This window comes from Rubellimicrobium arenae (assembly GCF_017916275.1).
GTDB classification, from domain to species: domain Bacteria; phylum Pseudomonadota; class Alphaproteobacteria; order Rhodobacterales; family Rhodobacteraceae; genus Rubellimicrobium; species Rubellimicrobium arenae.
In genome coordinates, this window is sequence record NZ_JAFMST010000005.1 from 258,529 (window position 1) to 277,901 (window position 19,373).

At 67.3% G+C, this 19,373-nt stretch carries 18 protein-coding genes; 10 read left to right on the plus strand and 8 right to left on the minus strand.

Annotation, left to right across the window (positions count from 1 at the left end; genetic code table 11):
- Positions 1 to 10 precede the first annotated feature (10 nt).
- Genes J3P31_RS09975 through J3P31_RS09985 form a run of 3 tightly spaced genes read left to right on the plus strand, consistent with a single transcriptional unit; the run spans position 11 to position 3,922 of the window.
- Positions 11 to 292, plus strand: coding sequence for a sarcosine oxidase subunit delta (locus J3P31_RS09975; RefSeq protein ID WP_210528283.1), 282 nt, complete (start codon positions 11 to 13; stop codon positions 290 to 292).
- Entirely contained in the window at positions 289 to 3,366 is a 3,078-nt protein-coding gene (locus J3P31_RS09980) for a sarcosine oxidase subunit alpha family protein (protein WP_210528284.1), read from the plus strand. Before J3P31_RS09975 ends, J3P31_RS09980 begins: the two co-directional genes overlap by 4 nt.
- Positions 3,359 to 3,922, plus strand: a complete 564-nt coding sequence (locus J3P31_RS09985) for a sarcosine oxidase subunit gamma (protein ID WP_210528285.1) — start codon at positions 3,359 to 3,361, stop codon at positions 3,920 to 3,922. The genes J3P31_RS09980 and J3P31_RS09985 overlap by 8 nt, the downstream gene beginning before the upstream one ends.
- Positions 3,923 to 3,939: 17 nt before the next feature.
- On the opposite strand, the gene J3P31_RS09990 is transcribed toward J3P31_RS09985, so the two are convergent.
- Positions 3,940 to 4,392 carry a hypothetical protein gene (locus tag J3P31_RS09990; protein ID WP_210528286.1) on the minus strand — a complete coding sequence of 151 codons (453 nt, stop codon included), beginning with the start codon at positions 4,390 to 4,392 and terminating at the stop codon, positions 3,940 to 3,942.
- Between the two features lie 510 nt (positions 4,393 to 4,902).
- Positions 4,903 to 5,472 (minus strand): peptidoglycan L,D-endopeptidase MepK, encoded by a 570-nt coding sequence (gene mepK, locus J3P31_RS09995; RefSeq protein WP_210528287.1) that lies wholly within the window; start codon positions 5,470 to 5,472, stop codon positions 4,903 to 4,905.
- 299 nt (positions 5,473 to 5,771) lie between these two features.
- Between mepK and J3P31_RS10000 the strand changes: the two genes are divergently transcribed.
- From J3P31_RS10000 to J3P31_RS10015, 4 genes are read left to right on the plus strand one after another with little or no spacing between them, the layout of a single operon-like run.
- The gene (locus J3P31_RS10000) at positions 5,772 to 7,382 is read left to right on the plus strand and encodes a L,D-transpeptidase family protein (RefSeq protein WP_368373058.1); all 1,611 of its coding nucleotides are present in this window, start codon (positions 5,772 to 5,774) and stop codon (positions 7,380 to 7,382) included.
- Positions 7,383 to 7,411: 29 nt separating this feature from the next.
- A complete protein-coding gene (locus J3P31_RS10005; protein WP_210528288.1) occupies positions 7,412 to 8,494 on the plus strand; it encodes a UDP-3-O-(3-hydroxymyristoyl)glucosamine N-acyltransferase in 1,083 nt (360 codons plus the stop codon).
- 30 nt (positions 8,495 to 8,524) lie between these two features.
- Positions 8,525 to 8,782 (plus strand): acyl carrier protein, encoded by a 258-nt coding sequence (locus J3P31_RS10010; protein WP_210528289.1) that lies wholly within the window; start codon positions 8,525 to 8,527, stop codon positions 8,780 to 8,782.
- Complete coding sequence (locus J3P31_RS10015) at positions 8,782 to 9,990, plus strand: beta-ketoacyl-[acyl-carrier-protein] synthase family protein (RefSeq protein ID WP_210528290.1); 1,209 nt, start codon at positions 8,782 to 8,784, stop codon at positions 9,988 to 9,990. The genes J3P31_RS10010 and J3P31_RS10015 overlap by 1 nt, the downstream gene beginning before the upstream one ends.
- Before the next feature lie 45 nt (positions 9,991 to 10,035).
- Here J3P31_RS10015 and J3P31_RS10020 read toward each other — a convergent pair whose 3' ends face one another.
- The 4 genes from J3P31_RS10020 to J3P31_RS10035 all read right to left on the minus strand — a co-directional run bounded on the left by J3P31_RS10020 (position 10,036) and on the right by J3P31_RS10035 (position 13,744).
- Positions 10,036 to 10,713, minus strand: coding sequence for an invasion associated locus B family protein (locus tag J3P31_RS10020; protein ID WP_210528291.1), 678 nt, complete (start codon positions 10,711 to 10,713; stop codon positions 10,036 to 10,038).
- Positions 10,714 to 11,124: 411 nt separating this feature from the next.
- Positions 11,125 to 12,054, minus strand: coding sequence for a tyrosine recombinase (locus J3P31_RS10025; RefSeq protein WP_210528292.1), 930 nt, complete (start codon positions 12,052 to 12,054; stop codon positions 11,125 to 11,127).
- On the minus strand, positions 12,051 to 13,595 hold the full coding sequence (locus J3P31_RS10030) for a hypothetical protein (protein WP_368373059.1): 1,545 nt from the start codon (positions 13,593 to 13,595) through the stop codon (positions 12,051 to 12,053). The genes J3P31_RS10025 and J3P31_RS10030 overlap by 4 nt, the downstream gene beginning before the upstream one ends.
- Entirely contained in the window at positions 13,592 to 13,744 is a 153-nt protein-coding gene (locus tag J3P31_RS10035) for a hypothetical protein (RefSeq protein WP_210528293.1), read from the minus strand. Before J3P31_RS10035 ends, J3P31_RS10030 begins: the two co-directional genes overlap by 4 nt.
- 145 nt (positions 13,745 to 13,889) lie before the next feature.
- Between J3P31_RS10035 and J3P31_RS10040 the strand changes: the two genes are divergently transcribed.
- Both J3P31_RS10040 and aroB read left to right on the plus strand, forming a co-directional pair.
- Positions 13,890 to 14,498: a shikimate kinase gene (locus tag J3P31_RS10040; protein ID WP_210528294.1), complete on the plus strand. Its 609-nt coding sequence runs from the start codon at positions 13,890 to 13,892 to the stop codon at positions 14,496 to 14,498.
- Positions 14,495 to 15,589 (plus strand): 3-dehydroquinate synthase, encoded by a 1,095-nt coding sequence (gene aroB, locus J3P31_RS10045; RefSeq protein WP_210528295.1) that lies wholly within the window; start codon positions 14,495 to 14,497, stop codon positions 15,587 to 15,589. Before J3P31_RS10040 ends, aroB begins: the two co-directional genes overlap by 4 nt.
- A 66-nt stretch (positions 15,590 to 15,655) precedes the next feature.
- Here the strand turns inward: aroB and ssb are convergent, their stop codons facing one another.
- The gene (gene ssb, locus J3P31_RS10050) at positions 15,656 to 16,177 is read right to left on the minus strand and encodes a single-stranded DNA-binding protein (protein ID WP_210528296.1); all 522 of its coding nucleotides are present in this window, start codon (positions 16,175 to 16,177) and stop codon (positions 15,656 to 15,658) included.
- Between the two features lie 471 nt (positions 16,178 to 16,648).
- On the opposite strand from ssb, the gene J3P31_RS10055 reads away from it, so the two are divergent.
- Entirely contained in the window at positions 16,649 to 17,188 is a 540-nt protein-coding gene (locus tag J3P31_RS10055) for a lytic transglycosylase domain-containing protein (RefSeq protein ID WP_246849398.1), read from the plus strand.
- Between the two features lie 72 nt (positions 17,189 to 17,260).
- Here the strand turns inward: J3P31_RS10055 and J3P31_RS10060 are convergent, their stop codons facing one another.
- Positions 17,261 to 19,330, minus strand: coding sequence for a dipeptide ABC transporter ATP-binding protein (locus tag J3P31_RS10060; RefSeq protein WP_210528369.1), 2,070 nt, complete (start codon positions 19,328 to 19,330; stop codon positions 17,261 to 17,263).
- Between the last annotated feature and the right edge of the window lie 43 nt (positions 19,331 to 19,373).

The following is a 19,373-nucleotide window of genomic DNA, read 5'->3' on the forward strand; positions in this document are numbered from 1 at the left end:
GGCTCCTACGATGCTGATTCCGCATCCGATCCTGGGCCTGCGCGACGCGCAGGAGTTCACCTATCTCGGCGACGCCGCCCTGATCGACCGGCCCGACGGGCTGGCCAACCCGGAGGCGTTTCACGACTACCTGTACCTCAGGGACAATCCGGCCGGGATCCACCGGGAACTCTGGTTCCACGAGCAGGGCGACCGGTCCTGGATCGTGGTGACCCGCAACACCGTCACTCACGAGATCCTTGGGGCTGTGCTGGCGCAGGATGTGGCGCGAGCAAGGGGACGGTCGCGATGAACGCGCGCGTGTCGGGGACCTTCGCCGGACAGGGCGAGTTGTTCGGTTTCGTCAAGGGCGATACCAGGCCTCACGACCCTCGCTACAGCGGGGATGGTGTTCGAGCCGGGCAGGGCCGAGACGCGACAAGCACCCCGGAGCGGCTGCCGGGTGGCCTGATCGACCGCAGCCGCAGCCTGGAGTTCGCCTTCGACGGGCGCAGCTACCGGGGGCATCCCGGGGACACCCTTGCGTCGGCGCTGCTGGCCAACGGCGTTCGCCTGATGGGCCGCAGCTTCAAGTACCATCGCCCGCGCGGCGTCCTGACCGCAGGGTCCGAAGAGCCGAACGCCTTGGTCGAGCTCCGCTCGGGGGCCCGTCAGGAGCCGAACTCCCGTGCGACGGTGGTCGAACTCTTCCATGGTCTTGAGGCGTGCAGTCAGAACCGCTGGCCGTCCCTCGCCTTTGATGTCATGGGCATCAACGACCTTCTTTCGCCGTTCCTGACCGCAGGCTTCTACTACAAGACCTTCATGTGGCCGGCGGCCTTCTGGGAGACGCTCTATGAGCCGGTGATCCGTCGCGCGGCCGGTTTGGGCAGCCTTTCTCGCGCCGAGGACCCGGACTGCTACGACAAGGGCTTCCTTCATGCCGACCTGCTCGTGATCGGAAGCGGTCCTGCGGGCCTCATGGCGGCGCGGACGGCTGGACGGGCCGGGGCCCGGGTCATCCTCATGGACGAGGACTTCGTCCTTGGGGGGCGCCTGAACGCGGAAACCCTGTCCGTGGGCGGCCAGATGGGATCAGCCTGGGCCCAATCCGTGGTCGCGGAACTCTCTGCCTTGCCGAACGTGCGCCTCATGACGCGCACGACAGTCTTCGGTGTCTTTGACCACGGCATCTACGGCGCGGTGGAGCGCGTGGCCGACCACCTGCCCGCTCCCGAGGCGGGCAAGCCCCGGCAGATCCTCTGGCGTGTCTACGCCAGGCAGGCGATCCTGGCCGCCGGTGCCGTGGAACGGCCAATCGCGTTCCGCAACAACGACCGGCCCGGGATCATGCTCGCTGGCGCGGTGCGGACCTATGCCAACCGCTGGGGCGTGGCGGCGGGGCGGCGCGTCGCCCTCTTCGTCAACAACGACGACGGACTGCGCACGGCCCGTGACCTGGACGCGGCGGGCGTGGACGTGGCCGCCGTGATCGATGCCCGCGCTGAAGGGGATCGGCTGCCGGGCATCCGGCATATCAAGGGGGCCGTGGTCACCGATGCTGCTGGACGGCTCGGCTTGCGCGGCGTCACCTTTCGTGATGGCCGGGGCCGCGAGGATCGGATCGCCTGCGACTGCCTGGCCGTGTCCAGCGGCTGGAATCCGGCGGTTGCGCTCACCTCGCATCAGTCGGCACGTCCGGTCTGGGACGAATCCATTGCAGCCTTCGTGCCCAGTCCGAATGGACCCAAGGGGCTGAAGGTTGCTGGCGCGGCGGCGGGCGTCATGTCCACCCATGGAGCGCTTGCCACCGGGGCAGCCCGGGCCAACGACGTGCTGGAGGAGTTGGGGCTTCCCACTCAGAAGCCCGAACTTCCCGAGGCGGAAGATGCCCCCGTGCGCCTTTCGCCGCTCTGGCATGTGTCCGGCGCGGGGCGGGCCTGGGTGGATCTGCAGAACGACGTCACGGTCAAGGACGTCAGGCTCGCGCATCAGGAGAACTTCCGGAGCGTCGAGCATCTGAAGCGCTACACGACGCTCGGCATGGCGACCGACCAGGGGAAGACGTCCAACATGCTCGGCCTGGCCGTGATGGCCGAGCTCACGGGCAAGTCCATCCCGGAGACGGGGACGACGATGTTCCGCCCGCCCTATACGCCGGTTGCCATGGGCGCGCTGGCCGGGCGCTCCCGGGGCGAGGACTTCAAGCCGCGTCGGTTGACGCCGTCGCACCGATGGGCGGCCGAACAGGGGGCCATCTTCGTCGAGGCCGGCCTATGGATGCGCGCGCAGTGGTTCCCTCGGCCCGGCGAGACGACGTGGCGCCAGTCGGTGGACCGGGAGGTGCTGGGCACGCGTAAGGGCGTCGGCATCTGCGACGTGACCACGCTGGGCAAGATCGACATTCAGGGCACCGACGCGGGTGTCTTTCTTGACCGGGTTTACGCCAACACCTTCTCGACGCTTCCGGTGGGCAAGGTCCGCTACGGGATCATGCTGCGCGAAGATGGCATCGTCATTGATGACGGCACGACCGCCCGACTGGGCGAACACGAGTACATCATGACGACGACGACCGCGAACGCGGTCCCGGTGTTCCGGCACCTCGAGTTCTGTCGGCAGTGCCTTTGGCCCGACCTCGACATTCAGCTGATCTCCACCACAGAAGCCTGGGCGCAGTTCTCGGTTGCAGGGCCGAACGCGCGGAGGCTGCTGCAGCGGATCGTGGATCAGGATATCTCCGATGCCGCGTTCCCCTACATGGCCTGCGCCAACGTCACGGTGTGCGGCGGCCTGCGTGGGCGCCTGTTCCGCATCAGCTTTTCGGGGGAGTTGGCCTATGAGGTCGCCGTCCCGGCGCGGTACGGCGATGCTCTCGTCCGCGAGATGATGGCGCAGGGACAGGATCTGGGCGTCATGCCCTACGGGACCGAGGCTCTGGGCGTCCTGCGCGTCGAGAAGGGTCATATAGCCGGCAACGAGTTGAACGGTCAGACCACGGCGCTCAACTTGGGCCTGGGCAAGATGGTGTCGAAGAAGAAGGATGCCATTGGCATGGTCCTGTCCCAGCGGGAGGAACTCGCCCGTGCCGACGGGCTTCGGCTGGTGGGCATCCGGCCGGTGGACCCCAAGGCGGTGCTGGAGGCTGGAAGCCATCTGATCGCCGCGGGCCGGGACCCCGTGGCGGCCAACGACGACGGCTGGCTGACCTCGGTGGTCCACTCACCGCACCTGGGCCACCAGATCGCCTTGGCCTACCTCAGGAATGGGGCCAGCCGGCTGGGCGAACGACTGAGGGCCGTGAACCTGCTCGCCAAGACCGAGGTCGAGGTCGAGATCGTATCCCCGCACTTTGTCGATCCGGAAGGAGAGCGTCTCCGTGTGTGAACATCGCTTGAGGGCGCGGCCGGCGCTTGGCATCGACCAGCCCGACGTGGTCGCGGTCGGTCCGGTTCGGATCGCGGAGTCGATGGGGACGGCCCTTGGGTCCCTGGCGAGCCGGCGGGGGCGGGACGATGAGGTCCGCCGCATCGCCGCGGATGCCGGAATCCCCCTGCCTGCGCCGGGGCAGATGGTGCGCCAGGGCGACTGGGCGGGCTTTTGGCTTGCGCCGTCCCAATGGATGATCGAGGGGCCTCAGGACACCTACGAAGACATTGCCGCTGTGCTGAAGACGATCTTTGGCGAATCGGCGTCCGTGACCGAGCAGACGGACGCGTGGGTCAGGCTTGAGGTGACCGGCCCATTGCGGCCGATGTTCGAACGGCTGTGCAATCTCGACCTGGTGCGCTTCGTGCCGGGCTCCGCGACCCGCACGATCATCGAGCATCTGGGGTGCTATGTCCTCCGCCAGGCCGATGACCGGATAACTCTGCTTGGCCCGCGCTCATCGGCGGCATCGCTTCACCACGCCCTCATCTCCGCAGCGCGGAGCGCCTTCTGAGGGGGTGTGGCACGGCGTCAGGCGGCGCCGACCGGCACTGGTCGTGGGAAGAACGATTCGACAAGCTCGACCGAGCAGCCCGGGCCAGCCCGTTTGGCCAGCATCCGGTGAACCGGGTCCATCGCATCGTCGAGATAGGGCGACAGCATCTCAAAGAAGGCACCCGGGACTTCGACCATCTCCACGGGCGACACGAAACGCCCGAACGACCGGCAGAACTCCACAGCCTCATCGAGTCGTGACTGGCAGGCCTTCGCCATGCTGTCCGTGGCGGCAAGCTTCCGGGCCAGCGCCTGGGCAAAGCTGGCGCGGGCTTCGTCGGGCAGGCTGTCCATGAGGCCGGCCGCCAGTTCGTAGGCGTCGAGCAGGCGCGCGGCGTCGCGGAGAGTCCGCTCCGCCGCGGCTGCTGCGTCGGCCTTGAGGGCGCGACCGGCCACGAGAGCCGGCAGGCTTGGAACACTGATCGTCATCGCACTGTCCTTCAACCGGCGTCCTCTTCCTGAGGATCTGGCGACAGATTGACCCTAGATTGTGGAAATATCGCGACTCAGTTGCGGTGAGGTGATGATTCCGGATCAGAATGGCAGCCCGCAGATCCGACTCCACAGAGGCGCTGGATCCGAATGGGAGAGCGGCTGCCCATGTCAGGGCAGGCTCGATCGATCATTCCAGGAGCCCCGCGGTTTGCGTCTGACGGATCAGGCCCACCTCAGACCATACGCGGCTCCCGCCTGAATGGACGAGGGCAGGGCGCGCCCGCAGACATGTGGAACGCGTTCCAAACACGTTGGCCTGCGATCCGGCGGATCCAGGAAACGACCTGTCATTGGATGGCGCCACGATTCCCGACAAGGGCACCACGGACCTGCCCGACGTCATGCGCACCGACACCCGAAGACAGATCAGCCCAGCCCTGATGAAAACAGGGCCGGGCCGATGATCGGTCGGTCATGCGGGCAGTTGAGCTGCCCAGCGAGGCGTCAGCTTCCCCAGGTGCGGACGTCGCCGCAGTCCATATGCACGAAGTTCGAGCTGGAATAACGCCCGACACCACCCGCCTGGCACGCTGCCGCAGCCCGCGCGATCTGGTTCACCGACCGCGAGTCGAGATGGAGGTCGGCCGCCTGACCCCGCATGTGAAGAGAGTTGCGGGCCACGCCCGACGAGTTCGCCCGCAGCATCGCGTTGGTCTGTGGAGAGCGATAGCCCGACAGCAGCATATACGGCTCCGACACATCCAGGAGATTGTGAGTCGCCGCGATGATGTCGATCGTCCGTGTGTCCATGGCCACGGCCTGGCCGTTCCGCCAGTCGCGCATGAACATGCTGATCTCCCGGACGGCTTCGGCGATGTATTCGCCGTCGATCCAGTAGATCGTGTCCATATGTTCACCGGTACGGCCCGAATACATGCGGACCCGCCGGATATCGCCTGCCCCGCGAAGCAGGCCAGCCGCGTTTGTCAGAGTTGGGGCAGCCGTGACTGCCGTTGCTGCGAACACGCCCAAGAGCGCACGCCGAGAAATGCCCGAAGAGCTGTTGTTGTCCATACCGCCAGCGCCTGTCCCGTCGCCTATATTATAAACCCATGTTTCATGGGTATTTTTTGTCATCCTTGCCCAGATGCCTCACGACTATGACATGACTCGCGAGCTCTACCAAGGTCAGACTGCCACAGAGTTTCTTGCCATCTAGTTAACTAGGCGGGAATCTGCTCACATGCTGGGCGGCCGTTCGCTGTTGCAGAAATGCCCGATCGCCTCACCCCGCCATGGCAGGCGCGTTGTGGCGTCCTCGGCGGAAACCCACTATCTTCACCTTGTCCCCGCATCAGCAGCCCGAGGCCCCCATGACCATGACATCCCGACGCCGATTCCTTGCGGGCTTGTCCGCAGGCGCCCTGGCAGCTTCGCTTCCCGCAACGGGAGCCACTGCGCTGTCCGCGGTGACGGGATTCCGCCAAGGCGTCGCCGAGGCGGCCGCGCAGAGCGATGTCCTTGCCGCCTTCTATCGCGGCCGCTCGTTCGAGGGGATCTGGACCGGGGCGGACGACGCCGTCGTAGCCCGTCGCAATGCCTTGCTGGCGGCCATGGCCGAGGCTCCGATGCACGGCCTCGGGGGGCAGCGTCACGATCCCGAGGCCCTCGTCCGTCGCTTGCAGGAGGCAAGGTCCCCCTATGACCAGGGGCGCGCCGAGGTCGAGGTGAGCCAGGCGTTCCTCAGGCTCGCGGGGGACCTGAATGCCGGGATGCTCGTTCCGTCCAAGGTCGATCCCCACATCAAGCGCGAGGTGCTGGCGGCAGACCCCTTGGGGATCATCACGGTCCTTCCGGAAGAGGAGCCCGTCTCCTTCATCCGTGGGCTGGCGCCGGCCACGCCGGAATACGCCCGCCTTCTCCGGGAGAAGATCCGCCTGGAGGAGCTGATCGCGAACGGGGGCTGGGGCCGCGAGGTGGCCGGGACCGCCTACGAGCCGGGCCAGGACGGACCGGGCGTGATCGCGCTCCGTGATCGCCTGATCGACATGGGATATCTCACGCCGACGGCCACCGCACGTTACGACGCGGCAATGACTCAGGCCGTGCGGGCGTTCCAGGCCGAACATGGCCTAGCGGCGGATGGCGTGGCCGGGTCAGGCACCCTTGAGCAGGTCAACCTGTCGCCGACCGACCGGCTGCGATCCGTGCTCGTGGCGCTCGAGCGGGAGCGCTGGAACGCAGGGCCGCGCGGAGCCCGTCATGTCTGGGTGAACCTGACCGACTTCTCGGCCATGATCGTGGACGACGAGGTGCCGACCTTCCGCACCCGCGCCGTTATCGGCGGGAACGCCGAGGACCGGCAGACCCCCGAATTCTCGGATCTCATGCAGTTCATGGTGATCAACCCGAGCTGGTTCGTGCCGCGCTCGATCATCGTCAAGGAATACCTGCCGCAACTGCAGAGCAATCCGAACGCCGCCGGCCACCTCCGGATTACCGACTCTTCGGGCCGCGCGATCGACCGGGGCGCCGTGAACTTCGGCGCGTATACGCCGTCGAACTTTCCCTTCGCGATGAGCCAGCCTCCCGGCGACAGCAACGCCCTCGGGGTGGTCAAGTTCATGTTCCCGAACCCGTGGAACATCTACCTGCACGACACTCCGGCCAAGGACCTGTTCCAGCGTGAGACACGGGCCTTCAGCCATGGATGCGTCCGCCTGGCCGACCCGCGCGACTTCGCCTACCGCCTGCTGGCGCGGCAGACCTCCGATCCGCAGGGGTTCTTCCAGGACAAGCTCCGGTCGGGCGCCGAGACGCGCGTCAATCTGGACCAGCCGATTCCCGTCCACCTCGAATACCGGACCGCATTCACGAACGTTCGCGGGGGCCTCCAGTTTCGGCGTGACGTGTACGGCCGCGATGGGCGCATCTGGGCCGCTCTCGAAGCTCAAGGGGTGGAGGCCGCGCCGCTCCAGGGCTAGAACGCGCCCCGACAAGCACGGGGATGCACATGCCGACCATCGCGGAGATTGCCGAAGCCCTGCAGGCCGAGGCTGCGGGAAACCTCTCCATCGAGGTGGACCGCGCGTCCGAGCCGGGCACGGCCGGGCCGCGGGACCTCGCGCTCGCGCTCGCCCCGGCCTGGGCTGAGACACTGGCGCGCGGAACGGCGCGAGCCGCCGTCCTTTGGCCCGGCGCCGACTGGCGGGCGCTGGGTCTCCAGGCGGCGGTCTTCGCGCCGCGGGGGAGGCTCGCCCTCGCCGGGTTGACGCAACTCCTCGATGAGAGCCCCTATCCGGCTGGGGTCCACCCCTCGGCGATCATCGATCCGACCGCCCGCTTGGGGCGCAACGTCGGAATCGGGCCGCTGTCCGTGGTGGGACCGGGCGCGGTGATCGGGGACGGCACGCGGCTTGGTCCGCATGTCACCGTCGGGACCGACGCGCGGATCGGTCCGCAGGGCCTGCTCCACGCCGGGGCTCGGATCGGGCGCCGCGTGCGGATCGGGGCGCGTGTCGTCGTCCAGCCGAATGCGGTGATCGGCGGCGACGGATTTTCCTTCGTGACCCGTGAGCCCGCCTATGTCGAGATCGCCCGGGAGACGCTGGGCCGAGGCGAGGTGCCTGTGCCTGCGGACCCGACCTGGCACCGGATCCACTCGCTCGGGGGCGTGGCCATCGGTGACGACGTCGAGGTGGGTTCTTCGGCCACCATCGATGCGGGAACCATCCGGCCTACCAGCATCGGGGATGGGACCAAGATCGACAACCTGGTGATGGTCGCCCACAACGTCGTCATCGGGCGGCATTGCCTTCTTTGCGGGCAGGCCGCCGTCGCCGGCTCGAGTGTCCTTGGCGACAGGGTCGTGCTGGGCGGCCGTGCCGGGGTCGGCGACAACCTGACGGTCGGCAACGACGCCGTGCTGACCGCGAATACGGCGGCCCTGTCGAACGTGCCGGCGGGTCGTGTCATGATGGGCTATCCGGCGACGCGGATGGACGTGCAGATCGAAAGCTACAAGGCGCTGCGGCGGCTGCCGCGCCTTCTGCGCGACCTTGCCGCAGGGGTTCCAAAGCCCCGGAAGGATGAGTAAGTCAGGCCCAACTGGCACCGGGGACAACCAATGGACACGCGCGGGCGCGTCATCGCCATCATCGCAGAGCAGGCGCTTCTGGCCCCGTCCGATGTCCGCGAGGATATGACGCTGGCTGACCTCGGCATCGACTCGCTCGGTGTGGTCGAGAGCATCTATGCCATCGAGGAAGCCTTCGACATCCAGGTTCCGTTCAACGCCAACGATCCCGAGGCAAGCGACTTCGACATCTCGTCGGTGCGGAGTATCATCGAGGCCGTCGAAAGGCTGATCTCGGGGCGGGCCTGATGCGTCGTGTCGCGATCACGGGCGCGGGGACGATCAATGCCCTGGGTCACGACGTGCCATCCACCTTCGCCGCCATGCGGGAGGGGCGCTGCGGGATCGACCAGCTGGCCCTGCGCGACGTCGAGCGCCTTTCCGTCCAGATTGGCGCGCAGGTCAAGGACTACGACGAGACGGCAAGGTTCGGGCGGCAGCAGCTGACCCTGTTCGACCGCTTCACGCAGTTCGCCCTGATCGCGGCCGAACAGGCCGTCGCGCAGTCCGGCCTTGTCCTGGACGACGCTCTGAAGTTGCGTGCCGGAGCGATCCTCGGCAACAGCGGCGGCGGACTCTCGACGGTCGATGACAACTATCGCACGGTCTACCAGGAAGGGAAGAATCGCGTTCACCCCTTCGTGGTCCCGCGCCTCATGGCCAACGCCGCGTCAAGTGCGCTGAGCATGCAGCACGGGCTCCAGGGGCCGACCTTCACCGTCTCTTCGGCTTGCGCATCGTCGAACCACGCGATGGGGTTGGCCTTGCAGATGGTGCGCTCGGGCGCCGCGGATGTCATGCTGACGGGCGGGTCCGAAGCCATGCTTTGCTTTGGCGGCATCAAGGCTTGGGAAGGCCTGCGTGTCATGTCGAGCGACGCTTGCCGACCGTTCAGCGCCAACCGGAGTGGCATGATCCAGGGCGAGGGGGCGGCGGTCTTCGTGTTCGAGGACTGGGACCGCGCCGTGTCCCGCGGGGCCGAGATCCTCGCGGAAGTCGCCGGCTTCGGCATGACGGCCGACGCCGGGGAGATCGTGACACCCTCGGTTGACGGGGCGGACCGGGCCATGCGTGCGGCCCTTGCCGATGCCGGGCTGAGCGCCGAGTCGATCGGTTACGTGAACGCCCACGGGACCGGGACGGCTGCCAACGATCGAACGGAATGCGCGGCCCTGTCCCGCACCTTCGGCAATCACGCCGGGTCGCTGATGATCTCCTCGACCAAGGCGATGCATGGGCATGTGATCGGCGGAACGGGAGCCATCGAGCTTCTGGCTTGTCTGATGGCCCTGCGGGAGGGCGTCGTCGCACCAACCATCGGTTACGAAGCGCCCGATCCGGACTGCCTGCTGGACGTCGTGCCGAACGTCGCGCGTGACGCGAAGGTCGAAGCGTGCCTGTCGAACGCCTTCGCGTTCGGCGGCCTCAACGCCGTGCTTGCGCTGAAGGCCGCCTGACCCACGCGTCCCGCCACGGCGGGCAGGACGCCTGGGGTTTGGAGGTTACTGCTGCTCGGCGGCGTCCGGCGGCACCGAGCTCGCGTCGAAGCCGGCGGTGAAGCCCGAAAGGGAGATCGTCAGGTCGACGGTCTGGTCCGGCGCCGCGGCGGGGACGATCGACAGTTGCGCAGAGTTGCCCCGCTTGAACTGAGCCAACTCCTCGGCGGTGAACCCGACCCGGGCGATGCATCCAGCGCGGTTGCAGAACGTGAAGGGATAGCGGCGCGCGCCCGTGCCGTCGACCGAAAGGGTCAGCTCTTCAGTGAGAAGGGTCTCCAGCGGGGCCACGATCGTCGCGCCAGCCGCGGCCCGCTGGCCTTCGGGCAGCGGGAACATGCTGATCTCGGCGACGGTGTTGCCCTGATCGTCATGCAGAAGCTGGTAAAGCTGGCAGGGGTCCGGACCTTCGGCGGACTTGAGGCAACGCAGGGCCCAATCGCCGAACGACTCGCGGGTGTAGGGCTGGCCGACTTGCGGCTCGCCCGAGGCGGCTGCCGGTTCGCCCATGTTCAGGTCGGTGGTTGGATTGGCCTGATCGGCCCCGGATGCGGCATCGTCCGCCGGCGCCGTTGCCGCGGCGGCGGGGTCCGTGGCGGGAGCATCGGTGGTCTCCTGCGCGAGGGCCGGGCCGGCCAAGGCGACCAGGGCCAGGAAGGTGAGGGGCTTGAGCGAGATCGGCATCGAGTCGTGTCCGTTCCGAATGTGGCGTCGGGCCGCGCTTAGCACGCGCAGGCCGGAGTGTCAGGGGCTCATGCTCCCGAAGGAGGGGCAAGGATGCGGAGATCAAGAAAATGAGAAAGGGGTGCGAACCCGCACCCCTTTCCCACTTTCTCCCTGCCGGACTTGGCCAGCTTTCAAGCGGACGTTAGGGCAACTGTCCTTATGCGTCAACGGGATTCCCGCCGGCAGCCTGCCCGGAGCCGCTGCCCGCTGGAACGGAAAAGCGCCGCGCCCGAAGGCGCGGCAAGTTCACAGGGAGGAAGTGTTCGGACTGCGAGGGGACTTGCTGCATCCCGAACAACTGCAGATTCGCAGACCTTAGTTAATTCGACGTTGAGCACGGCGCGCCGGGACACGAGGAAGGCCGTTCCACTAACTGGCATCCCCGTCCGGTTGAGCCAACGGATGCCTGGTGAGGACCAGTTCCTTCAGTTTCTCGTCGAGGACGTGGGTGTAGATTTCCGTTGTCGCCACATCGGCATGGCCCAGCATGACCTGAATCGACCGAAGGTCGGCACCGCCCGCCAGCAGATGGGTGGCAAAGGCGTGCCGAAGCCGGTGCGGGGTCACGCGCTCCGGCGGGATCCCAGCCCGAAGAGCGAGTTCCTTGAGCATCCCGAAAAAGCCCTGACGGGTGAGATGTCCAGCCGATCCACGGGACGGGAACAGGAAGCGGGACGCCGGCCCGGCGCCGCCCCGCGCCGCCTCGGCGCCATCCCTCTCACTCAGCCAATGGGCCAACGCCTCGCGGGCCGTGACAGAGAGCGGAACGATGCGCTCCTTCCCGCCTTTGCCCTTCACGAGGAGCACCCTGGGGTCGCCGCGCGCGGCTCCCACCGGCAGCGACACGAGTTCGCTGACCCGCATCCCCGTCGCATAGAGCACCTCCAGAAGGCAGGTGCTCCGGGTTCGGTCGCGCGGCGCTGTCCGGGCCGCAGCGATCAGCGCCTCGATCTCCGGGACGTCCAAGGTCCCCGGCAGCTTGCGTGACCGGCCTGGGCCAGCAAGGCGGAGCGACGGATTGTCGGTGCGCAAGCCTTCATCGAGGGCAAAGCGGAAGAATTGCCGGATCGACGAAAGCCGTCGCGCCCGTGTCGCCTTGGAGAGCCCGTCAGCCTCGCAGGAGGACAGATATCCATCGATATCCGACCGGGTGGCGGTTCCCAGATGGACCCGCCGTCCAGCGAGCCATACCGCGAAATCTTCGAGATCGCGCCGATACGCCATCCTGGTGTTCAGCGCGGCATCGCGTTCGGCGGCGATGGTGTCGAGGAACGCCTCGATCCAGCGCCCCTCGCTCATGCGCGGGCGTCCAGCAGCAGGTATTGCAGCGCCGCCCGATGCGCCACGTCGTCCAGCCCGACGGACGACAGGGTGGCCAAAGCTTCGGTGATCGCCTTGTGGTCACCGTCCAAGCCCTGCTGAAAGGCCGCGATGGCCCTCAGGATGGCCTCGCCGGTGCGGCCCTCCTCGATGGCGGCTTTCAGGGGCTCGGACAGGGTGGGGTTCCGGAATCCCGACAGGACCGCTTCGGAGGGGGCGTCTCCTCCCACGAGGTCCTCTGTCACCTCTCCGCTCGCCACGGCCCGCAGCACGCGGTCCTGGGCAGAGATGGGGGCATAGGACCGGGCGGCGTCCTCGTAGCTGGGAGAGAGCAGGGCGATCCGGTGCGCCAATGTGCCGGCTTCACCGTCGAGCCCGAGGTCCAGGAGAGGCTGTCCGAAGAGCCGCGCGAACGGCACCTCGAGGTCCACATCCTGCATGGCCTTCCAGGCTGGCAGTAGGGCGTCGCCGACGGCAGCCTTGTCCTTTGCCGACAAGGCACGATCCAGCCTCTGGATCGCAGCGGCGCGGTCCCAGATCCCCCCCGAAGCCGCGGGCGCGCGCGCCGTGTAGATTCCCAGAAGGACGTTCTCGGACAGGACGCTGTGTCGGGCCAATCGCTCGGCCGCTTCGATCTGCGCGCGCCAAGACACGATGTCCCGCAGGTCCGCGTGAGAGAAGGCCAAAGGCAGGCCGGATGTGGGCATCAACTCACCCACCGCCTCCTTCAGGCGATACACCAACGGACTCGGGCGGGATGGGGGCAGGAGGTCTTCCTCCGGTTCCGCGAACTCGGGATCGAGGAACCGGGTCAGGAGCCCGTCCTCGTCCGGCGTGACGTCGCCTAGCGCCCGCGCGCTGTTCAGCGTCAGCACGGCCGCGTTCCAGTCGCCGTTCCTGGCCAGGCAGAACACCCGCGCCATCAGCGTGGGCGCGAGGGAGGTGTTGTCGCGCAGGAGCGTACAGGCGTCCGCCTCGGTGCCGCGAAGCAGGGATACGTCGAACCAGCGGCGGAAGGTCTCGGCGTCATGAAGGTCGCCCGATTCGAGCAGCGACTGCGCCGCCTCCAGGGCTCCGAGGTCCAGAAGCTTGTCCACGCGAGCCAGGAACATGGCGTCTGCGGACCCGTTCACCGGGGCGCTGGCCTCAGCTAGCATGAGCGTGACCATGAGCTCCTGAAGGGCGGGCAGGGTCTCTGTCTGCTCGGCCCGGATCAGCGATATCAGGACGCTTTCATCGCTCTTGGCCCAGAGGTCGAGGGGCAGGCCAGTGACTTCGGGCGGCAGGATGCCCGTAGCGCTGGCCGCCGCCGCGAGTGGCGCCACCGAGATGGTCGGAGCCGCCGCGTTCCCGGTAACCGGCGGCTCGGGCCGGGGTGGCTGCTCGACCCGCGAGGCCGAGGCGCTTTCCACGCTCTGGGACAGCCAGTCGATCGCGGACAAGGGGGCCGCAGAGTCCTGGGCCGCGATCGGCGTGGCCAGCAGGATCAGCGTGGCGGCAAGGGCGACTCGCTGGGTCACTGAAGGTTCAGTTCCACGGGTTCTTCGACCTGATGCGAAGGCGGCTGGAAGTCGCCCGGCAGGATGAGGGGACCCACATAGGCAAAGGCTATCAGTGCGATCCCGGCGAGCACCGCCAGGATCAGCAGAACCTTGATGAGTCGCCACATCGTCCCGTCCGATCCCCCAGCGGCCAACCTGCGCCGCCGGTCGGGTTATATATGGCCTTTTCCCGGAGTTCACCCCATTAGGTCATGCAAAGATGAAATCGGCACGGTCCCACATGGGCCGGCCCGCCACAGCATGGCCCGGTGGATGGCAGGGAGCGAACCGAAGAAAAAAGCCCCGCGCGCGCGCAAGGCCCCGGTTTCGGAGCCCGCGTCCGCACGGCTTCGCCGCAGCCTCGTGCTGGTCGGCATGATGGGATCGGGCAAGACCGCCGTCGGCAAGGCACTGGCCGCGCGACTCGGGGTGCCGTTCCTCGACAGCGACGCCGCCATCGAGGATGCGGCGAAGGCGACCATCCCCGAGATCTTCGCCCGGGACGGAGAGCCCTTCTTCCGCGACCGGGAGGCTGAAGTCATCGCCCGGCTGCTGTCCGGTCCGCCCGTGATCCTGTCCACCGGGGGCGGGGCCTACATGGCGGAACGGAACCGGCAGGCGATCTCGGCCTCAGGGGTTGCCATGTGGCTGGACGCGGACCTCGATCTGTTGTGGGACCGCGTGCGCCACAAGGACACGCGCCCGCTCCTCAAGACGCCCGACCCCAGGGCGACGCTGGCCCAGCTGTATGAGCAGCGGGTGCCGATCTACCGTCTGGCGGAACTGCACGTCCGCACCGAACCCGGGTTCTCGATCGAAGAGACGGCGAGCCGCGCGATCGAGATCCTGGCCGGCCGCCCCGACATTCTGGAGACGCCATGACCGTCCGCGTAGACCTGCCCGGCCGTGCCTATGACATCGAGATCGGCCAAGGGCTCCTGGCCGGCGCCGGACGGTTTCTCGGGCCACTGCTGCGTCGTCCCCGGGTCGCGGTCGTGACCGACGCCCATGTGGCTGCACTTCACTGGGAAGCGTTCCGTGATTCCCTTTCCGCCGCCGGGATCGATTCCGAAGTCCTCGTCCTTCCGCCGGGCGAAGGCACAAAAAGCTGGGGTCATCTCGCGGAAACCGTCGAATGGCTCCTGGATCGGAAGGTCGAGCGCCGCGACCTCGTGGTGGCGCTGGGCGGCGGCGTGATCGGCGACCTCGTGGGATTCGCGGCAGCGGTCCTGCGGCGCGGCGTCCGCTTCGTCCAGGTGCCGACGACGCTCCTGGCCCAGGTGGACTCGTCGGTCGGCGGCAAGACCGGGATCAACACCCCACAGGGGAAGAACCTGGTCGGAGCGTTCCACCAGCCCGTGCTGGTGCTTGCGGACACCGGCCTTCTGGCGACCCTGCCGCGCCGGGACTTCCTGTCCGGCTACGGCGAGGTGGTAAAGTACGGTCTGCTCGGCGACGCCGCGTTCTTCGACTGGCTCGAGTCGAACGGCGCTGCGATCCAGGCCGGCGAGATTTCGGCCCTGGACCGGATCGTGCGCCGCTCCTGCGAGATGAAGGCCGAGATCGTCATGCGCGACGAAACGGAGGAAGGGGACCGGGCCCTCCTCAACCTCGGCCATACCTTCGCCCATGCCCTCGAGGCGGCGACCGGCTACTCGGACCGCCTTCTGCATGGCGAGGCCGTTGCCGTCGGGCTCGGATTGGCCTTCGACCTGTCCGCGCGGCTGGGCCTGTGCAGCCAGGAAGACCCGTCACGCGTCCGCGCGCATCTCCGTGCGATGGGAATGAAGTGCAACCTCGCCGACGTCCCGGGCGGGCTGCCGACGGCCGAAGAGCTTTTGAAGCTGATGGGGCAGGACAAGAAGGCCGTCGGCGGCAAGCTGCGCTTCATCCTCGCCCGCGGCATCGGACGGGCCTTCGTGGCCGACGACGTGCCGACCCAAACGGTGCTGGACGTGCTTCGAAACGGCTAGGGCGGACCGAAGCCCGCCCTGAACCGTCCATCTGCCGTTGACGAAGCCGCGGCCGGTCGCTTCGGATCAGAACGGGATGTCGTCGTCGAGGTCGGAGCCGCCACCGCCGCTCCGGCCCCCGCCGTAGCCGCCGCCCGAGCCCGACGAGCCTCCGCCGTACCCACCGCGGCCACCGCCGCCGTAGCCGCCGCCCTGCTCGTTGTCAGCGTAGGTATCGGCCCCGCCCGAGTCGCCGCCCCGGCCACCCAGCATGGTCAGCGAGCTGCGGAACGGCCGCAGGACGATCTCGGTCGTGTAGCGGTCCTGGCCGGACTGGTCCTGCCACTTCCGGGTCTCGAGCTGCCCTTCGATGTACACCGTCGACCCCTTCTTGAGGTACTGCTCGGCCACGCGGGCGAGGTTCTCGTCGAAGATGGCGACCGAGTGCCATTCGGTGCGCTCCTTGCGCTCCCCGGTGTTGCGGTCCTTCCAGTTCTCGGAGGTCGCGATCCTCAGGTTGACCACCTTTCCACCGTTCTGGAAGCTCCGCACCTCGGGGTCGCGGCCCAGGTTCCCCACGAGGATTACTTTGTTCACCGAGCCCGCCATGGCTCTCTCCTTTGTCTCGTCGCGTCGTGCGTCACGCAGTTAGACCATGTCATGCCCCGGAATGAAAGCGGAACACGGCCGATCCCCGCACCTGTAAGGGCCTTACAGATGCGGGTCCACGGCATGAACCCGCGAACTCCGGAGCCGGCCGGAATTCAGGCGGGCGACGCCCGAGTGCAACTCCCGCGGGGCGGCACCGGAGACCCCGACGGCACAGGGAGCAAGGTCGTGGCAGGGGCCGGACCCCATGAGGCGCGTCGGGCGGCGGGACAGAAGGGCAGATCTTGGAGCCGTCACCACGATCTCGGCCGCCGCCCCGTGCCTCGGACTGTGGATAAGCCGCAAGAACGATCTGGCAAAGTTCGTCAGATTGGGTAGGCTAGCCGGACACGAAAAGGGAACCGGGACAGGTTGGCAATGCGCTTTCAGGGATCGTCGGTCCTGCTGGGTGGATGCGTACTGGGTCTTTGGATGGCTCAATCCGCGGCCGCCGATACGATCTCGACCATGAATCGGCCCGGACTGTTCGCGTCGCAACTGTCCGTGCTCGATGGCCGGGCGGCTCAGCAGTACAACAACTCCACGCGGCTGCAGCCCCCCCGGGTGGAACTGCCCGAGCTTCCGGTGGCGTCCTACAATGGGCGTTATGATGGGCCCCTGATCGAAGTCGCCCGCGAGGCCGCGCGCCGCCATAACGTGCCCGAGGATCTGTACCTCCGCCTGGTCCAGCAGGAGTCGGGCTGGTACCAGGGCGCCGTCTCTCCCAAGGGCGCCATCGGATTGGCTCAGCTGATGCCGGACACGGCCCGGCTGCTGGGCGTCGATCCGACCGACCCGAGCCAGAACCTAGAAGGGGGCGCACGTTACCTGCGCCGCCAGTATGAACGGTTCGGGACCTGGGACCTTGCGCTCGCAGCCTACAATGCCGGCCCCGAAGCGGTTCAGCAGTATGGCGGGGTCCCGCCCTATGCGGAAACGCAGGGCTATGTAAAGGCTATTTGGGGTCACTGAAGGCCCGGCCCCGTTGCGGAGCGGCCGGACCGGTGGGCTGGCACCCTAACCCAAGCGCGCGCTGCTGTTCGACTAGGTGGCCGCGAGGCGGATCACCGGCTGCATCCGTTGCAGTTCCTCTTCGGGCAGATGGCACTTGATCTGGTGCCCGGGCGCGAGCGTGCGCATCGGGGGAACCTGCCGTTCGCAGAGACCACCCGGAACCGCGCTCTTCCAGCGGCACCGGGTCTGGAAGGGGCATCCGGGGGGCGGGTTCATCGCCGACGGGATCTCACCTTCGAGCACGATATGGGTCTTTTCCACCTTCGTGTCGGCAATCGGCACCGCTGACAACAGGGCTTCGGTGTAGGGGTGGTAGGGCGGCGCGAAGACCTGATCGGTCGTCCCGATCTCCACCACATGCCCCAGATACATCACGAGCACCCGGTCGCTCAGATAGCGGACGATGGACAGGTCGTGGCTGATGAACAGGAGCGTCGTCCGCTCTTTCCTTTGGATCTCCATGAGGAGCTCGGTCACGGCGGCCTGGACGGAAACATCCAGGGCTGACACGGGCTCGTCCGCGATGACCACCTTGGCGCTGCCGGCAAAAGCCCGGGCGATTCCGACACGCTGCTTCTGCCCGCCCGAGAGTTGCCGCGGCATCCGGTCGGCAAAGGCACGCGGCAGCTTCACGACATCAAGAAGGCGCAGCATCATCTCGCGACGCTCGTGGCCGGAGCGCCCCATCCGAAAGACCTCCAGGGCGCGCGTGATCTGGCGGCCGACGGTCATCGATGGGTTGAGGGTGTCGAACGGATTTTGGAACACCATCTGCACTTTCGACACGGTGCCCGGATCGCGCGCCTGGATGGGCGTCGACTGGATGTCCTGGTTGAACAGGGTGATGCGCCCGCTCGTCGCGGTCTCGAGGCCCATGAGGACCTTGGCGAAGGTCGACTTGCCGCAGCCCGACTCCCCGACGATGGCGAGCGTTTCACCTTCGCGAGCCTCGAAGCTCAGCGTCTCATTGGCCTTCACGACGCGCCTGGCCTTGCCGCCGAAGGCGCTGCTCCCCGCCTCGTAGTACTTCTTGAGGTCTTCCAGCCGGAGCACCACAGGACCGGGCGCCAACTTCTCCTGCTCGGATGCGATCGTGTCCGGGGCGCTCCAGTCGATCTCCCGCACGCGGAGGCATCGGGATTCATGCCGGTCGCCACCGTCCACGGGGAACATGGGTACATCCTGCGCGTCGCAACGGCCTTGCTGGAAATAGGAACAGCGCGGCCCGAAGTTGCAGCCGGGCGGTCGTTCATGTGGCAGGGGAAAATTGCCCGGTATGCTCTTGAGAGGACGCAGGTTCTTGTCGGCGCCGGGCAGCGGGATCGACCGGAACAGGGCTTGGGTGTAGGGATGCCTCATCTGGTCGAAGACGTCGCCGACCCGGCCACGTTCAACGGCTTCGCCCGAATACATGACGCAGATGCGGTCGCAGGTTTCCAGGACCAGCCCGAGATTGTGGCTGATGAACAGCATGGAGGTCCCGTACTTCCGCCCGAGCTCCTTCACCAGCTCGACCACCGCGGCCTCGACCGTCACGTCCAGCGCGGTCGTCGGTTCATCCAGGATCAGGAGCGACGGCCGGGACATCAGCGCCATGGCGATGACGATCCGCTGCTGCTGCCCCCCGGACAACTGGTGGGGATAGGACCGGAGGATCCGCTCGGGATCGGGAAGCTTGACGTCGCCCACGACCTCGAGCGCGCGGGCACGCGCCTCGGCCGAACTGGCGCCCTGGTGGATCATCGGGACTTCCATCAACTGCCGCCCGATGGTCAGCGCCGGGTTGAGGGACGCCATCGGCTCCTGGTAGATCATCGCGATCTCCGAGCCGCGGATCTGACGCAACTCGGCCGGAGTCATCCTGGCGAGATCGCGGCCCTTGAAGCGGATCGACCCTCCGACGACCCGTCCGTTAACCCCGAGATCCTGCATGACGCCCAGCGCCACGGTGGATTTGCCGCACCCGGATTCCCCGACCAGCCCAACGGCCTCGCCAGGCATGACCGAGCACGAGAACGACATGACGGCCGGGATCTCGCGGGTGCGGGTGAAGAAGGAGATCGAGAGATCATCGATCTCGAGGATGGGGCCACGCTCCATCTCGAGCAGCGCGGCGGCGGATTCCATCGTGCCCAGGCCATGG

What these genes read in the sequence shown, in the direction of transcription:
- mepK (WP_210528287.1), bottom strand. Translation starts at nt 5,472, where the DNA reads ATGGACAACAACAGCTCTTCGGGCATTTCTCGGCGTGCGCTCTTGGGC.
- J3P31_RS10000 (WP_368373058.1), top strand. Translation starts at nt 5,772, where the DNA reads ATGACCATGACATCCCGACGCCGATTCCTTGCGGGCTTGTCCGCAGGC.
- J3P31_RS10060 (WP_210528369.1), bottom strand. Translation starts at nt 19,330, where the DNA reads ATGGAGCGTGGCCCCATCCTCGAGATCGATGATCTCTCGATCTCCTTC.
- J3P31_RS09990 (WP_210528286.1), bottom strand. Translation starts at nt 4,392, where the DNA reads ATGACGATCAGTGTTCCAAGCCTGCCGGCTCTCGTGGCCGGTCGCGCC.
- J3P31_RS10035 (WP_210528293.1), bottom strand. Translation starts at nt 13,744, where the DNA reads ATGTGGCGACTCATCAAGGTTCTGCTGATCCTGGCGGTGCTCGCCGGG.
- J3P31_RS10025 (WP_210528292.1), bottom strand. Translation starts at nt 12,054, where the DNA reads ATGAGCGAGGGGCGCTGGATCGAGGCGTTCCTCGACACCATCGCCGCC.
- J3P31_RS10010 (WP_210528289.1), top strand. Translation starts at nt 8,525, where the DNA reads ATGGACACGCGCGGGCGCGTCATCGCCATCATCGCAGAGCAGGCGCTT.
- J3P31_RS10020 (WP_210528291.1), bottom strand. Translation starts at nt 10,713, where the DNA reads ATGCCGATCTCGCTCAAGCCCCTCACCTTCCTGGCCCTGGTCGCCTTG.
- J3P31_RS10055 (WP_246849398.1), top strand. Translation starts at nt 16,649, where the DNA reads ATGGCTCAATCCGCGGCCGCCGATACGATCTCGACCATGAATCGGCCC.
- ssb (WP_210528296.1), bottom strand. Translation starts at nt 16,177, where the DNA reads ATGGCGGGCTCGGTGAACAAAGTAATCCTCGTGGGGAACCTGGGCCGC.
- J3P31_RS09975 (WP_210528283.1), top strand. Translation starts at nt 11, where the DNA reads ATGCTGATTCCGCATCCGATCCTGGGCCTGCGCGACGCGCAGGAGTTC.
- aroB (WP_210528295.1), top strand. Translation starts at nt 14,495, where the DNA reads ATGACCGTCCGCGTAGACCTGCCCGGCCGTGCCTATGACATCGAGATC.
- J3P31_RS10005 (WP_210528288.1), top strand. Translation starts at nt 7,412, where the DNA reads ATGCCGACCATCGCGGAGATTGCCGAAGCCCTGCAGGCCGAGGCTGCG.
- J3P31_RS10015 (WP_210528290.1), top strand. Translation starts at nt 8,782, where the DNA reads ATGCGTCGTGTCGCGATCACGGGCGCGGGGACGATCAATGCCCTGGGT.
- J3P31_RS10040 (WP_210528294.1), top strand. Translation starts at nt 13,890, where the DNA reads ATGGCAGGGAGCGAACCGAAGAAAAAAGCCCCGCGCGCGCGCAAGGCC.
- J3P31_RS09980 (WP_210528284.1), top strand. Translation starts at nt 289, where the DNA reads ATGAACGCGCGCGTGTCGGGGACCTTCGCCGGACAGGGCGAGTTGTTC.